This window comes from Amycolatopsis aidingensis (genome assembly GCF_018885265.1).
In the GTDB taxonomy this organism is placed as follows: Bacteria; Actinomycetota; Actinomycetes; order Mycobacteriales; family Pseudonocardiaceae; genus Amycolatopsis; species Amycolatopsis aidingensis.
Genome location: NZ_CP076538.1, coordinates 3,157,121 through 3,172,296, shown reverse-complemented (window position 1 = coordinate 3,172,296; position 15,176 = coordinate 3,157,121). Strand labels below are relative to the sequence as shown.

The following is a 15,176-nucleotide window of genomic DNA, read 5'->3' as shown; positions in this document are numbered from 1 at the left end:
CCACCGACGCCGGCCGGGCGGTCCGTGAAAATACCGAAATCCGTGGTGAACCCGGCTGAACTGCTTGGTTGCCGCACAGTCAACTGCCGATACTTCACAGGCAAGACCAGCGTGGCCGTGGCTGCACATACTTCGGGCGACCTGACAGGTTAATGGTTCACCGAAGGAGCACGCGATGGCCCGCTCGCTGTACATCGACGGCCGCTGGGTGAAGTCCGAGAGCGGGACCACGTTCCGCACGCTCGATCCCGCGACCGAAGAGCCGATCGAGGAGGTGTCGATGGCCGGCAGCCCCGAGGTGGAAGCCGCGGTCGACGCCGCGCGGCGCGCGATGTACGCGCCGGCCTGGCGCGGGCTCGCCCCCGCTGCCCGTGCCGGGTTGCTGTTCCGGCTTGCCGACATCCTGGAGCGGCACGCCACCGAACTCGCCGCGCTGGAGACCAGGGACCAGGGACAGCCACTGGCGGTCGCCAGGAACGTCAGCGTCAACGGCGCCATCGAGCACCTGCGCTACTACGCGGGCTGGGTGACCAAACTGGAGGGTTCGGTCACCCCGATCGGCTACCCGGACACCCTGCACTACACCTGCCGCGAGCCGGTCGGGGTCTGCGCGCTGATCACCCCGTGGAACTTCCCGCTGATGATCGCCGTGTGGAAGCTCGCCCCGGCGCTGGCCACCGGCAACACGGTGATCCTGAAGCCTGCCGAGCAGACCCCGCTGAGCACGATGCGCCTGGTCGAGCTGGCCACGGAGGCCGGGTTCCCTCCCGGGGTGATCAACCTGCTGACCGGGGACGGCACGGTCGGGCAGGCGCTGGTCGAGCACCCTGGGGTCGACAAGGTCTCCTTCACCGGGTCGACCGAGGTCGGACGCTCCATCGTGGCCGCGAGCGCGGGCAACCTGAAGCGGGTCACCCTGGAACTGGGCGGGAAGACACCGAGCATCATCGCGCGCGACGCCGATGTGGACGCCGTGGTGGAGGGCAACCTGCAGGGCGCGCTGCTGAACAGCGGGCAGGTGTGTGCCGCCTACTCCCGGTTCTACGTGGACCGCTCCCGGGCCGACGAGTTCGTCAGCAAGCTGGCGGCGGGTGGCGACCGGCTGCGGATCGGCAGCGGCGCCGAAGGGGACACCGAGGTCGGCCCGCTGGTATCCGCCGAACATCTGTCCAAGGTGGAGAACCTGGTCGGCGCGGGGGTCGGCGAGGGCGCGGAACTGGTGACCGGCGGTGCGCGCGCGGGCGAAAGCGGTTACTTCTACCGTCCCACGGTGTTCGCCGGGGTGACCGACTCGATGGCCATCGCGTCCACCGAGATCTTCGGCCCGGTGCTGCCGGTACTCACCTACGACGGGGAGGACGAGCTGGCCGCGCTCGCCGAGCGGGCCAACCGCACCGAGTACGGCCTGGCGGCTGCGGTCTGGACGAACGACCTCGGTACCGCGCACCGGCTGGCCGCGGAGATCCGCGCAGGCTCGGTCTTCGTGAACATGCCGCCGATCCCCGACCCGGCCGCGCCCTGGGGTGGTTTCAAGGCCAGCGGCTGGGGCCGGGAGATGGGGCGTTACGCGCTGGACGCCTACACCGAGGTCAAAGGGGTCTTCGTGCACCACGGCGGAGGTGGTGCATGAGCACGTTCCATCCGCTCGACCCGCTGACCGCGGCCGAGATCGGCAGGGTGCGCACCGTACTCACCGCGGCCGGCCGGTGCGGCGAGAGCACCCGGTACGCCTCGGTGCTACCGCTGGAACCGCCGAAGGCCGAGGTCCGCGCGCACCGGCCGGGCCAGATGTGCACCCGGCGGGCGCAGGCCGTGCTGGTGGACGTGCGCACCGGCGGCTGCGCCGAGGCCGTTGTCGACCTGCGCGCCGGGACGCTGCTGTCCTACCGCGAACTGGAGGTGGAGCACCGGCCCTACGGGCAGCCCGCGATCCTGCTGGAGGAGTACGACCGCTGTGCCGACCTTGTCAAGGCCGATCCGCGCTGGCAGCAGGCGATGGCCCGGCGCGGGATCACCGACACCACGCACGCCTTCGTCGCCCCGTTGTCCCCGGGGTTCTTCGACCGCCCGGACGAGCGCGGCCGGCGGCTGCTGCGCGGGCTGACCTTCCTGCGCGAGCACACCGAGGACAGCCCGTGGGCACACCCGGTGGAGGGCCTGCTGGCCACCGTCGACCTGATCGCCGGCGCGGTGATCGAGCTAGACGACGCCGGTGAGGTCCCGGTCCCCTCCCGGCACGGCAACTTCGACGTCGCGGCCGTCGGGCCCGCACGGACCAGCCTGAAGCCGCTGGAGATCAGCCAGCCCGAGGGGCCCAGCTTCCGGGTCCGCGGCAGCGAGGTGGAATGGGAGAACTGGCGGTTGCGGGTCGGGTTCAACCCGCGCGAGGGCCTCACCCTGCACCAGATCTCCTTCACCGAGGACGGGCAGCCGCGGCCGGTGCTCTACCGCGCCTCGATCGCCGAGATGGTGGTCCCCTACGGCGATCCGGCGCCGTGGCGCCGGTGGATCAGCTACTTCGACGCGGGCGAGTACCTGCTCGGCAAGAACGCGAACTCGCTGAAACTCGGCTGCGACTGCCTCGGCGTGATCCACTACCTGGATGCCGTCGTCGCAGGGGACCACGGCGAGCCGGTGGTCATCCCGCAGGCCATCTGCCTGCACGAAGAGGATCACGGGATCCTGTGGAAGCACACCAACGTCCTCACCGGCGCGGTGGAAACCCGCCGCTCCCGGCGGCTGGTGATCTCCTTCTTCACCACCATCGGGAACTACGACTACGGCTTCTACTGGTACTTCTACCTGGACGGCCGGATCGAGCTGGAGGTCAAGGCCACCGGGATCGTGTTCTGCGGGGCCGCGCACCCCGGTACGGAAAGCCCGTACGCCACCGAGATCGCCCCCGGGCTGATGGCACCGGTGCACCAGCACCTGTTCTGCGCCCGGCTGGACATGGAGGTGGCCGGGGAGCGCAACTCGGTCGAGGAGATCGACGTGCTAGGTGTCCCGGTCGGCCCGGACAACCCGTACGGCAACGCCTTCACCACCCGGACCACCCCGCTGCGCCGGGAGTCGGAGGCAGCCCGGCCCGCCGACCCCGCTGCCGGCCGGGTGTGGCGGGTGTTCAACCCGGACAGCCGCGGCGAGCTCGGCAGGCCACGGGGCTACCAGCTGGTTCCCCGGCCCGGCCCCACCCTGCTGGCCCGGCCGGAGGCTGCCGTGCACCAGCGCGCCACCTTCGCCACCAAGCACCTGTGGGTCACCCGGTATGCCGAGGACGAGCGGTTCCCCGCGGGGGACTGCCCGAACCAGCATGCGGGCGGGGCGGGCCTGCCGTCCTGGACCGCGGCGGACCGGGACCTCACCGGCACCGATCTGGTGCTGTGGCACGTGTTCGGCCCGACCCACGTACCACGGCCGGAGGACTGGCCGGTGATGCCGGTGGACACCTGCGGATTCACGCTCAGACCGGCGGGCTTCTGCGACCGCAACCCCGCACTGGACCTACCGGCACCGGGGTGCCGACCATCCACAGAGGAGAATCCATGAGCAGCACGCTGGAAGACACCGAGGGCTGGCTCCCACTGGACGGCCTGCAGCCAGGGTTCGAAGCCAACCGGGCCCCGCACAGCACCGCGCTCGCCGGCCGGGAACTGGTGCTGCGGATGGACTCCGGGGTCCGGATCTGGCACCGGTTCACCGCCGAGCGCACCCAGTGGGAGCTCGGCGAGGAGCGAGGGGACGACGCGTACCACCTGGTCGAGGTGGACGAGGAGCTGTACTACGCGCAGTTCCAGCACGAGCACGACCCGAGCGAGGCCGTCTCATTGATCCTGGACCTGCGGCACGGGCGCACCCTGGCGGTGCAGAGCCGGATCGGCCAGGCCTGGCAGCGGCCGACCGTGGTAACCCAGGAGTTCCACACCGGGGTGATCGAGGGGGTTCCGGTGAGCGGCTCGCCCCCGGAACCCAGTACCGACCTGCTGGGCAGGCGGGTGCTGTGGTCCTACAGCCCGCAACACCACTACGAGCACATCTACCTGACCGAGCAGTGGTACACCTTCCTCTGCCATTCCGGCCCGGAACAGGGCATCGCCGACACCGACGCCTGCGCCTACTACCGGATCCGGCCGGGTATCTACCTGTTCGCCTGGCGGGAGAAGGTCGTCCCCTGCGCCGCGGTCACCGTGGCCGACCACCGGCTGATGCGCTCGCACGGCGCCCTGTTCGGGCTGGCCGAGGACGGCACCAGCATCACCCATTTCACCTTCGGGGCGCACGGCAGGCTGCTCAGCAACACGGTGTACCCATGACCGATCCGGTGAGTGCGGCGCTGGGCCTGCGGCCCGGCAAGATCATCGCGGTACACCTGAACTACCCGTGCCGCGCGGCCCAGCGCGGCCGCACTCCCCGGCACGGGTCCTACTTTCTCAAGGCCACCTCCTCGCTGGCCTGGCACTGCGGGGAGGCCGCCCGCCCCGTCGGCACCGAGCTACTGGCCTTCGAGGGCGAGATCGCGCTGGTGATCGGCAAGCGGGGGCGGCGGATCGAGCCCGCGGCGGCCTGGTCCCATGTCGGCTGGGTCACCGCGGCCAACGACCTCGGGCTGTACGAGCTGCGGCACGCCGACCGGGGATCCAACCTGCGGGCCAAGAGCGGGGATGGGTTCACCCCGCTGGGCCCGGACTTCCTGCCGGCCGACCAGCTCGACCCTGCGGCGCTTCGGGTACGCACCTGGCTGGGCGGCGAGCTGGTGCAGTGCGGGACCACCGACACCCTGCTCTTCGACTTCGCCGACCTGATCGCCGACCTGTCCCGGATGTCCACACTGGAACCGGGCGACGTGATCCTGACCGGCACCCCGGCCGGGGCCTCGGTCGCCGCCCCCGGTGAAGTGGTCGAGGTCGAGGTGGACAGCACCGACCCCGACCGCCCGGCCCGTACCGGCAGGCTGCGCACCACCGTAGTGGAAGGTCCCGCGCTCGGTGGTCCTGGCGCGGCCCCCGCGAGCGACCCGAAACTGCGCGCCGAGGCATACGGCACCGACGAGTCCACATCGGACGATATCGTCGAGCGGCTTGGCACCGTCGCGGTCGCCACCCTCGCCGCGCAGCTGCGCAAGCGCGGTCTCGACCACGTCGCCATCGACAGGGTGCGCCCGGCCCGGCCGGGATCGCGCTTCGCGGGCAGGGCCCGCACCCTGCGCTACCTGCCGCTGCGCGAGGACCTCTTCCCCGAGCACGGCACCGGGTTCAACGCGCAGAAGCGCGCGATCGAGTCGATACGACCGGGCGAGGTGCTGGTGATGGAGGCCCGCGGCGAGCGGGACGCCGGCACCATCGGCGACATTCTCGCCCTGCGTGCCCAGCTGCGCGGCGCCGCCGCCGTGGTGACCGACGGCGGGCTGCGGGACGCCGCGGTGGTGGCCGGGCTGGAGCTGCCGGTGTTTCACGGCGGGGAGCATCCCAGCGTACTGGGCCGCAAGCACGTGCCGTGGGAGACCGATGTCGCCATCGGCTGCGGTGGCGCGACCGTACTGCCAGGGGACCTCGTGGTCGGGGACGACGACGGGGTGCTGGTGATCCCGCCCGCGGTGGCCGAGGAGGTGCTGGCGGACGCGGTGGAGCAGGAGTCGCGGGAGGAGTTCATCACCGAGCAGGTCCGGGCAGGCAAGCAGATCAACGGCCTGTACCCGCTGGAGGGCCGGTGGCTGGCGGCCTACCGGTCCTGGCGGGGCGCTCGCGAGCCCGGCCAAGCAGAGTCCAGAAAGGACGATCAATGAGGTTTCGTGCCGACCCGAGCCGGATTACCGGCTCCATCGCACCGGTGGTCACCCCGTTCACCCCGGACGGCGCGCTGGACGAGGCCGGGCTGCGCGGGCTGGTCCGCTGGCAGCTGGCCAGCGGCTCGCATGGTGTCTCACTGGGCGGCTCCACCGGGGAGCCGGGGGCGCAGAGCGTGGCCGAGCGGGCCACGGCCATCAGGGCGGCGGCCGAGGAGATCGGCGACCGGGTCCCCTTCCTGCCCGGCACCGGTTCGGCCAAGCTCGACGAGACGCTGGAGCTCACCGCCATCGCCATGGACGCGGGTGCGGACGCGGCGCTGATCATCACGCCGTACTACGCCCGGCCCACCCAGGAGGCCCTTTACCAGTGGTACGCCACGGTGGCCAGGGAGTTCCCCGATCTGCCGCTGGTGATCTACAACGTGCCGATGCGCACGGCGGTGGACATCGCGCCGGAGACCGTCGGCAGGCTGTTCCGCGAGTTCGACAACCTGGTGGGGATCAAGGAAACCACCAAGGACTTCGAGCACTTCTCCAGGGTGCTGCACGAGACCGGGCCGGAGCTGCTGGTGTGGTCCGGGATCGAGTTGCTCTGCCTGCCGCTGCTGGCGCTGGGCGGGGTCGGTTTCGTCAGCGCGGTGGCCAACCTGGCACCCGCCGCGGTGGCCGAGATGTACCAGTCCTGGACCGATGGCGACTTCGAACGGGCCCGGCAGCTGCACTACCGGCTGCATCCGCTGGTGGACGTGTTGTTCACCGAGACCAACCCGGCCCCGGCGAAATGGGTGCTGGCCCAGCGGGGGCTGATCTCGTCCGCGCACGTCCGCCCGCCCCTGATCACGCCGACCGCGGCGGGCCGGACCCGGATCGAGGAACTGCTGTCCGGCAACGAGGACCTGCTCACCCCCTTCGAAGGAGTCCCATCATGAGCGCACCGCAGAACCTGCCGAAGCGGCTGCCGCACCTGATCGGCGGCGAGCTGACCGAGAGCGTGTCCGGAGCCGAGTTCGAGGTGCTGGAGCCGGCCACGAACACCGTCTACACCACCGCCGCGGCCGGGCAGGCCGAGGACGTCGACAAGGCGGTACGGGCAGCCCGCACCGCGTTCACCGAGGGCCCCTGGCCGGGGATGGCGGCCAGGGAGCGGGCCAGGATCCTGTACCGCATCGGCGAGGCCGTGGAAGCTCGCGAGGAACGGCTGGCCGAGCTGGAGTCCTTCGACAGCGGGCTGCCGATCACCCAGGCCCGCGGGCAGGCTCGCCGCGCGGCCGAGAACTTCCGGTTCTTCGGCGACCTGATCGTCGGCCTGCACGAGGAGGCCTACTCCGTTCCGGGTGCGCAGCTGAACTACGTGCTGCGCAAACCGGCCGGGGTGGCCGGGCTGATCACGCCGTGGAACACCCCGTTCATGCTGGAGAGCTGGAAGCTGGCGCCCGCGCTGGCCTCCGGCTGCACGGTGGTGCTCAAACCCGCCGAGTTCACCCCGCTCTCGGCGAGCCTGTGGGCGGAGATCTTCGCCGAGGCCGGGCTGCCGGACGGGGTGTTCAACCTGGTCAACGGGATCGGCGAGGAGGCGGGACAGGCGCTGGTCGATCACCCGGACGTACCGCTGCTGTCCTTCACCGGGGAGACCACCACCGGCAAGACGATCATGCGCAGGGCCGCCGAGCACCTCAAGGGCCTTTCCATGGAGCTGGGCGGGAAGTCGCCGGTGGTGGTGTTCGCCGACGCCGACCTGGACGCGGCACTGGACTCCGCGGTGTTCGGGGTGTTCTCGCTGAACGGGGAACGCTGCACCGCGGGCTCCAGGGTGCTGGTCCAGCGGGAGCGGTACGCGGAGTTCGCCGAGCGCTTCGCCGAGCGCGCCGGCCGGGTGGTGGTCGGTCCGCCGCACGATCCGGCCACCGAGGTGGGCGCGCTGGTGCACCCGGAGCACTACGAGCGGGTGCTGAACTACGTCGAGATCGGCAAGCGGGAAGCCACCCTGCTGGCCGGTGGCGCGCGGCCGGAGCAGCTGCCTGCGGGGAACTACCTTGCGCCCACCGTGTTCGGCGATGTCGGCCCGGACGCCCGGATCTTCAACGAGGAGATCTTCGGACCGGTGGTCGGGCTGACCCCGTTCGACACCGAGGAGGAGGCGATCCGGCTGGCCAACGACGTCAGCTACGGCCTCGCCGGATACGTGTGGACCAGCGACCTGCGCCGGGGACACCGGGTCGCAGGGGCGATCGAGGCGGGCATGGTCTGGCTCAACTCGCACAACATCCGCGACCTGCGTACCCCGTTCGGCGGGGTGAAGAGCAGCGGCGTCGGCCACGAGGGCGGTTGGCGCAGCATCGACTTCTACGCGCCGGAACACGTGGTGCACGTGTCGCTCGGCGAGGTGCACACCCCGCGTTTCGGTGCCCGGTAAGGAAGGTTCGACATGCCCACTCCCCCCGATCTGATCCGCTCGGCCTACGCCGAGCTCATCGTCACCGACCTCGCGGTGGCCCGCTGGTTCTATGTGGACGTACTCGGCCTTGTGGTCACCGCCGAGCGGCCCGGTGTGCTGTACCTGCGGGCCTTCGAGGAGTACCTGCACCACAGCCTGGTGCTGCGCGAGGGCACGGAGCCCGCGCTGCGCAGGCTGGCCTACCGGGTCCGCAAGCCGGACGAGCTGGAAGTGGCCCGGCGCTACTACGCCGAACTGGGGGTACCGGTGCGCGCGGTGCCCGCCGGGGACACCCTCGGCATCGGCGAGGCGGTACGGTTCACCGACCCGCTCGGGTTCCCGGTGGAGCTGTTCTACGCCGCCGAGCACACGCCCCGGTTCACCCAGCGCTACGACCTGCACCCCGGCAACGCGCTGGCCAGGCTGGACCATTTCAACGTGGTGGTGCCGGATGTGCGGGCGGGTCACGAGTACTACACCGGGCTCGGCTTCGGGGTCTCGGAGACCATCGAGGACACCGAGGACAACCTGTACGCGGCCTGGTTGTACCGCAAGCAGACGGTGCACGACATCGCGCTCACCGCCGGCGAGGGACCGCGGCTACACCACATCGCGTTCGCCACCAGGGAACGGGCCCAGATCCTGCACACCTGTGACCTGCTCGGGGCACTGGGCAGCGAGGACATGATCGAGCGCGGCCCAGGGCGGCACGGCGTGTCCAACGCCTTCTACCTGTACCTGCGCGACCCGGACGGGCACCGGATCGAGATCTACACCAGCGACTACTACACCGGCGACCCGGACAACCCGACCGTGCGCTGGGATGTGCGGGACAACCGGCGCCGCTCGTTCTGGGGGCACGAGGTGGTGCCGTCCTGGTACGCCGAGGCCTCCACGGTGCTCGACCTGGACGGCGAGCCGGTGCCCACCCGGCAGCCCGCGGTACGCGAGGCCACCGTCACCGTCGGCGCCGACGGCTTCGGCACCGCCGACGGAGCCAACGGGTTCAAGCTCGGGCACCAGGCCTGATCATGGGCGAGGCGGAGTACCAGGCGGACTACGTGGTGGTCGGGGCCGGTTCGGCGGGGTGCGTACTGGCCCGGCGCCTCGTCGAAGCCGGGGCGACTGTGCTGCTGCTGGAGGCGGGCGGGATGGACACCAACCCGGCCATCCACGACCCGCTGCGGATGCACGAGCTGTGGCACTCCGCGCAGGACTGGGACTTCCAGACCGTGCCACAGCGCGGCGCCGCCGGGCGCCGCCTGCATCTGCCGCGCGGCCGGGTGCTCGGTGGCTCGCATGCGCTGAACGCGATGATCTGGGTGCGCGGTAACCCCGCCGACTACGACCACTGGGCCTACCTCGGCAACGCAGGCTGGGCATGGCGGGACGTGCGGCCACTGTTCGAGCGGATCGAGGCGGGGCCGCTGGAGCTGCTCACCGGGTTCGAACCGGACCCGGTGCAGCAGGCGATCATGGCTGCCGCGCAGCAGGCCGGTATCCCGTTCAACCCCGACTGCAACCAGGGGGAACAGGACGGCGTCGGCCCGATGACCCTGACCATCGCGGGCGGGCGGCGGTGCACAACGGCGGGCAGCTACCTGGCGCCGGTGTTCGGAGACCCCCGGCTGACGGTGCTCACCGGGGCGCAGGTGGATCGGCTCGTGGTGCACGGGGGACGGGCCGCCGGGGTGCGGCTGCGGCACGGTGGGCGGACGGTCACCGCGCTGGCGGAGCGGGAGGTGATCCTTTCCTCCGGCGCGATCGGCTCGCCCGCGCTGCTGCTGCGCTCCGGGATCGGCCCCGCTGCCCGGCTACGCGGGTCGCGGGTGGAACCGCTGGTCGACCTGCCAGGAGTGGGCCGCAACCTGCAGGATCACTGGCTGGTGCCGGTGGTGTTCTCCGCCCAGCGGGAGATCGCGCACACCCCCGGACTGCCGCATACCCAGACCCAGCTGTTCTGGCGCAGCAGGCCGGGCCTCGCCGTGCCCGACCTGCAACCGCTGCACTTCAGCGTGCCGCTCTACCAGCCGTGGATGTCCGGGCCGGCCAACGGGTTCTCGCTGATGGCGGGCCTGGTACGGCCGGCGAGCCGGGGCGAGCTGAGCGTGACGGGCGACCGGCTGCGCATCGACCCGCGGGCGCTGTCCGCGACCTCGGACGTGACCGCCCTGGCCACCGCCGTCGAGCTGTGCCGGGAGATCGGCAACGCGCCCGCGTTGCGAGCCTGGGGCGCGGTTGAGCGTTACCCGGGACCGTCGACCGGAAACCCGCACGCCTACGTCCGGCGCAGTGTGCTCACCTACCACCACCAGGCGGGCACCTGCCGGATGGGCATCGGCGAGGACGCCGTGGTCGATCCGGAGCTGCGAGTGTACGGAGTGGACGGTCTGCGGGTCGCCGACGCCTCCATCATGCCGACCGTCACCACGGGCAACACCAACGCGCCCGCCGTGCTGATCGCCGAGAAGGCGGCCCAGCTGATCACCGGCGCGGCGCTCGAACGGACCGGTACCGCCACCGCCGCCTTGGAGGTTCCATGACGATCCTCGTTCGTACCAGTGATGTCCCCGCCCGCGAACGCACCGAACTGTGGCGGGCCGCCGCCTCGGAGGCCTATGTACCGCTGGAAATGCGGCTGGACGACGCCGAGTCTTTCCGCGGCCAGATCGCGGGTCAGGTGTTCGGCGAGTTGCGGGTCGGCGAGGTGACCGCGGACGCGCACCGCGCGCACCGGCCGGGCAGGCTGATCGGCAGGCAGGACGACCTGCCGCCGCACTACAAGCTGAGCATGCCGGTGCGCGGCTACTGCCTGGTGCAGCAGGACGGCAGGGAGGCCTCACTCACCCCAGGCGACCTGGCGATCTACGACACCTCCCGGCCCTACACCGTGGTGTTCGAGGACACCTGCCAGATGCTGACCCTGATGTTCCCGCGCCGGAACCTGCACCTGCCAGCCGAGCAGCTGGAGCGGGTCACCGCGAGCAGGGTGTCCGGACGGCACAGCGTGGGCGCGCTGCTCGGGCCGCTGCTGCTGAACCTGGTGTCCAGAATGGACGAGATCGACGCGGCGCAGGCCCTGCGGCTCGCCGACAACGTGGTCGACATGGTGGCCACGACGTTCGCGGGCCAGCTCGGCGAGGACACCACCCGGCGCCCGCCGGGGCACCGTTCCCTGGTGCTGCGCGCGAAGTCTTTCATCGAGGCCCATCTCGAGGACACCGACCTCACCCCCGGCATGGTGGCGGCTGCGATGCACATCTCCACCGGCTACCTGCACAAGCTGTTCCGCAGGGAGAACACCACGGTGTCCCGGTGGATCCGGGAACGCAGGCTGGAGCACTGCCGCCGCGACCTGCGCGACCCCGACCAGTCCGACCTCGCCGTCAGCAGTGTGGCCGCGCACTGGGGGTTCATCGACGCCGCGCACTTCAGCCGCCTGTTCAAAGCCGCCTACGGCCTGCCGCCCCGCGAGTACCGCATCGTCAGCGAGGGCGGCACCGACATCCACCTCTCCGCCACCGGAAGCCCCTGAACGTGGCGTTCCGGACGTCAGATTTTGCGAACGGCACCTTTGCGACGTCAGGTGACCCGAAAGCCACGTTCACGGTCCCGCTCAGGGGGCGAAGGCGAGGGTGGGCAGGTCGACGGCGGTGGCGCCGGCGTCGGCGGGCAGTACCGTGCCGGTCATCACGGCGGAGTCGGCCGAGCCGAGGAAGGCGATGATCGAGGCGATCTCCTCCGGTTCGGCCGGCCTGCCGAGCGGGGTGTCCTTGGTCGCCAGCCGATAGGCCTCCTGCCGCCCGATCCCGTGCAGCCGCCCGAGCTCGTCCATCTCGGCATCCGCCATCGGCGTACGCACCCAGCCGGGGCACACCGCGTTCACCCGCACCCCGTCCCGGCCGTAGTCGCGGGCAAGGGACCGGGTGAGGCCGAGCAAGGCGTGCTTGGCGGTCACGTACCCGCACACCTCCGGCCCCGCGGTGAGCCCGGCGAGCGAGGAGACCACCACCACGCTGCCGCCGCGCTTGCGCAGCTCGGGCAGTGTCTCCCGGACGGTCACGAACGCGCTGGTGAGATTGGCCCGCAGGCTGTGTTCCCAGGACTGATCGTCCACATCGGCCGCGGCGCCGAAGCCGTGCCCGCCCGCGTTGGCCACCACGATGTCCAGCCAGCCGAAGCGCTCCAGCGCCGCGTCCCGCAGCCGCCGCACCGCGGCCCCTTCGGTCACATCGGCCGGGACGCACAACGCCCGCTCCCCCAGCCCCTCGGCCGCCGCGCGCAGCGGCTCCTCGCGGCGGCCGGTGAGCACCACGCTCGCGCCCTCGGCGGCGAACCGGCGGGCGGTGGCGGCCCCGATCCCGGTGCCCGCCCCGGTGATCACGGCGACCTTGCCCGCCAGCCGCTCGGGCGGGCTCGTTCCGGCAGGAGAACTACCCACGTCGTACCGTCCTTTCCGGTCAGTGCCTGTTGTAAACTCGCGGACGCGATCGGCTCGGCCGGGCTCGGACCTGGCCGCGATCGTCACCGTCGCAGGTCATGCACCCGGCCTCACCGCCCGCGGGCTCCGCCACGCGAGTTCTTTCACTCGCCGTGCGCAGGGAAAGCCCGGTTCCGGAAACAGGCCCTCGGCATGCAGAACGACCAGACGGTATCCCCGCTGGTGACACGAACGGACCTCATCGAGGCGCATCGTGAGCTGCCCGACAAGGAGAGTGCACACAGGTACAAGTCACCCGCCGCCGTGCCCCGCAGGCTGTGGTCACCCAGATGCCGCACAGTACGAGGAGGCGGGATGACCGACCGGCTGGAGCGCGAGCACACCGCGGCCCCTGCGCCCTCCGGCGACCGGCAACCTCCGAAGGGACCCGGCTGGCCCCGGCGGTTGCTACAGGCCGACTCCGCCAGCGTGCTCGCCGCCCTCATCGTGCTGGTGCTGCTGATCGGCATCCTGCAGCCGGGATTCTTCCACCCCGGCCAGCTGCGCGATGTGCTGCAGAGCGCGGTGTACGTGGCGCTGCTGGCCGCGGGCATGTCCTTCCTGCTGTCCATGCGGGAGATCGACCTCTCGGTGGGGTCCAACTTCGCGCTCTCGCTGATCGCCTGCGGCCTGCTGATGCGGGAAGGGCTCGATCCGTGGCTCGCCGCGCTGGCCGGGATCGCGCTCGGCGCCACGCTGGGCCTGGTGAACGCGCTGATCGTGCAGGTCATCGCGATTCCGGCGATCGTGGCGACCCTGGCGACGATGCAGGTCTTCCGCGGGCTGGCACTCGCCCTCAGCGATGGCCAGCAGGTCACCGGCCTGCCGCTGGAGAGCTCGTTCTTCACCATCGTGGGCGGAACCGCGCTCGGGCTGCCCTTCGCGGTGTGGGTGGTGATCGCGGTGGTCGCCGTGCTCACCGTGGTGCTGCGGCTGACCCCGTTCGGCTACCGGGTCCGTTCCATCGGCTCCAATCCCGAGGCCGCCACCTTCTCCGGCATCTCCACCCCGCGCACCCGGATGGCCGTGCTGGTGCTGGCGGGTGGCCTCGCCGGCCTCGCCGGTGTACTCGGGCTGGCCTTCTTCACCTCCGGTGACCCGAACGTGGGCACCGGCCTGGAGTTGCAGGCCATCGCGGCCGCGGTGATCGGCGGAACCCCGCTGCGCGGCGGCAGCGCCACGGTCGCCGGCGCGGTGTTCGGCGCCGTGCTGCTCAGCGTGGTGGCCAGCGGCCTCGTCTACTTCAGCATCCCCGCCAACTGGAGCGCGTTCGCCAGCGGAATGGTCGTGCTGCTGGCGGTGGCCGTGGACAGCCTGCTGCGCAGCAGGCGACGCGCCCGCCGAGCCGAATTCGGCCTGTGAAACCCCGTCCAGCGGAAGGAAACGAGATCATGGTGGTCCCTTCGCAACAACCTCGCCGTAGGGCAGCCCGGCTGGCGGCAGCGGCCTGCGCGCTGCTGCTGGTGGCCTGCCAGTCCCCCTCCGAGGGGGCAGGCGGCCAGGAAGGCACGCTGAAGCTGGCGTTCAGCTACGCCTCGACCTCGCAGAACCCGTTCCAGGAAATGGCTTTCGGCGCGCAGGCCGCCGCGGCCGATGCCGGGGAGGTCGAGCTGACCGCGAACGCCCCGTCCAGCATCGACGGTCCGGCGCAGGTCTCGCAGTTCCAGTCGGCCATCCGCACCTCCGCCGACGGGATCGCACTGCAGACCCTCACCCCGGACCTGTTCGTGCGGCCGTTGCGGCAGGCCAAGGACGCCGATGTCCCGGTGGTGGCGGTGGACACCGTGCCCCCCGAGGGCACCGACGTCGGGCTCTACGTCGGCAACAGCAACACCGAGCTGGGCCGGGAGCTTGGCAGGGAACTGCTCAAGCACATTCCCGAGGACGCGGAAGGCTACGTGGTGCTCGGCAACGACATTCCCGGGCTGGCGCTGCTGGAGCAACGGCTGGCCGGCACCAGGGAGGTACTGGAGCAGGAGCGTCCCGGGGTGAGCATCCGCGGTCCGTTCGACGCGGGCTCCGAGCCCTCGGTGAACTTCAACAAGTGGAACGACATCGTGAAGGCGCATCCGGACGCGATCGCCTACATCGGGGCGGGCGCCTCGGACGCGGTTTCCCTTGCCCTGATCCAGAAGAACACCGGGCGCCGCTTCCTTGTCGGTTCCTGCGATCCCGACCCGCAGGCGCTGCGCGGGGTCAAGGAGGGCTACGTGGCGGCGCTGGCCTCGCCGGAACACTGGCTGAAGGGTTACGTGGCGGTGCGCATGCTGGCGCAGAGCGCGCGGACCGGCGAACCGCTGCCGCAGGGCTGGTGGAATACCGGCTCGCTGATCATCAACTCGGAGAACATCGACGAGATCATGGCGCGCCAGGCGAACGAGGCCTCGCGCAAGGAGTGGTTCGCCGAGGAGGCCGCCGCGCAGGTCGCCGACCCGCAGGCCCATATGCGGCCGCTGACCGAGGCCAACTGACGGGGC

12 protein-coding genes are annotated in these 15,176 nt (G+C 71.2%); 11 read left to right on the top strand and 1 reads right to left on the bottom strand.

Annotated elements, in window-relative coordinates; genetic code table 11:
- The first annotated feature begins 175 nt into the window (after positions 1-175).
- The 9 genes from KOI47_RS14945 to KOI47_RS14905 are packed head-to-tail and all read left to right on the top strand — an operon-like array spanning position 176 to position 11,754.
- Positions 176-1,630, top strand: a complete 1,455-nt coding sequence (locus tag KOI47_RS14945) for an aldehyde dehydrogenase family protein (RefSeq protein WP_216216564.1) — start codon at positions 176-178, stop codon at positions 1,628-1,630.
- Entirely contained in the window at positions 1,627-3,549 is a 1,923-nt protein-coding gene (locus KOI47_RS14940; RefSeq protein ID WP_216216563.1) for a primary-amine oxidase, read from the top strand. The genes KOI47_RS14945 and KOI47_RS14940 overlap by 4 nt, the downstream gene beginning before the upstream one ends.
- Positions 3,546-4,313: a MoaF C-terminal domain-containing protein gene (locus tag KOI47_RS14935; protein WP_216216562.1), complete on the top strand. Its 768-nt coding sequence runs from the start codon at positions 3,546-3,548 to the stop codon at positions 4,311-4,313. Before KOI47_RS14940 ends, KOI47_RS14935 begins: the two co-directional genes overlap by 4 nt.
- Complete coding sequence (locus KOI47_RS14930) at positions 4,310-5,782, top strand: fumarylacetoacetate hydrolase family protein (RefSeq protein ID WP_216216561.1); 1,473 nt, start codon at positions 4,310-4,312, stop codon at positions 5,780-5,782. Before KOI47_RS14935 ends, KOI47_RS14930 begins: the two co-directional genes overlap by 4 nt.
- Complete coding sequence (gene dapA / locus KOI47_RS14925; protein WP_216216560.1) at positions 5,779-6,714, top strand: 4-hydroxy-tetrahydrodipicolinate synthase; 936 nt, start codon at positions 5,779-5,781, stop codon at positions 6,712-6,714. Before KOI47_RS14930 ends, dapA begins: the two co-directional genes overlap by 4 nt.
- Positions 6,711-8,198, top strand: a complete 1,488-nt coding sequence (gene hpaE / locus KOI47_RS14920) for a 5-carboxymethyl-2-hydroxymuconate semialdehyde dehydrogenase (protein WP_216216559.1) — start codon at positions 6,711-6,713, stop codon at positions 8,196-8,198. The genes dapA and hpaE overlap by 4 nt, the downstream gene beginning before the upstream one ends.
- Before the next feature lie 12 nt (positions 8,199-8,210).
- On the top strand, positions 8,211-9,248 hold the full coding sequence (gene hpaD, locus KOI47_RS14915) for a 3,4-dihydroxyphenylacetate 2,3-dioxygenase (RefSeq protein WP_216216558.1): 1,038 nt from the start codon (positions 8,211-8,213) through the stop codon (positions 9,246-9,248).
- 2 nt (positions 9,249-9,250) lie between these two features.
- Complete coding sequence (locus KOI47_RS14910; RefSeq protein ID WP_216216557.1) at positions 9,251-10,762, top strand: GMC family oxidoreductase; 1,512 nt, start codon at positions 9,251-9,253, stop codon at positions 10,760-10,762.
- Positions 10,759-11,754 carry an AraC-like ligand-binding domain-containing protein gene (locus KOI47_RS14905; RefSeq protein ID WP_216216556.1) on the top strand — a complete coding sequence of 332 codons (996 nt, stop codon included), beginning with the start codon at positions 10,759-10,761 and terminating at the stop codon, positions 11,752-11,754. The genes KOI47_RS14910 and KOI47_RS14905 overlap by 4 nt, the downstream gene beginning before the upstream one ends.
- Before the next feature lie 81 nt (positions 11,755-11,835).
- On the opposite strand, the gene KOI47_RS14900 is transcribed toward KOI47_RS14905, so the two are convergent.
- Positions 11,836-12,660: an SDR family NAD(P)-dependent oxidoreductase gene (locus tag KOI47_RS14900; protein ID WP_216216555.1), complete on the bottom strand. Its 825-nt coding sequence runs from the start codon at positions 12,658-12,660 to the stop codon at positions 11,836-11,838.
- 354 nt (positions 12,661-13,014) lie between these two features.
- Here KOI47_RS14900 and KOI47_RS14895 point away from each other — a divergent pair, with 354 nt between their 5' ends.
- Positions 13,015-14,061 (top strand): ABC transporter permease, encoded by a 1,047-nt coding sequence (locus tag KOI47_RS14895; protein WP_216216554.1) that lies wholly within the window; start codon positions 13,015-13,017, stop codon positions 14,059-14,061.
- A gap of 29 nt (positions 14,062-14,090) precedes the next feature.
- The gene (locus KOI47_RS14890) at positions 14,091-15,170 is read left to right on the top strand and encodes a sugar ABC transporter substrate-binding protein (RefSeq protein WP_216216553.1); all 1,080 of its coding nucleotides are present in this window, start codon (positions 14,091-14,093) and stop codon (positions 15,168-15,170) included.
- Positions 15,171-15,176: the final 6 nt, after the last annotated feature.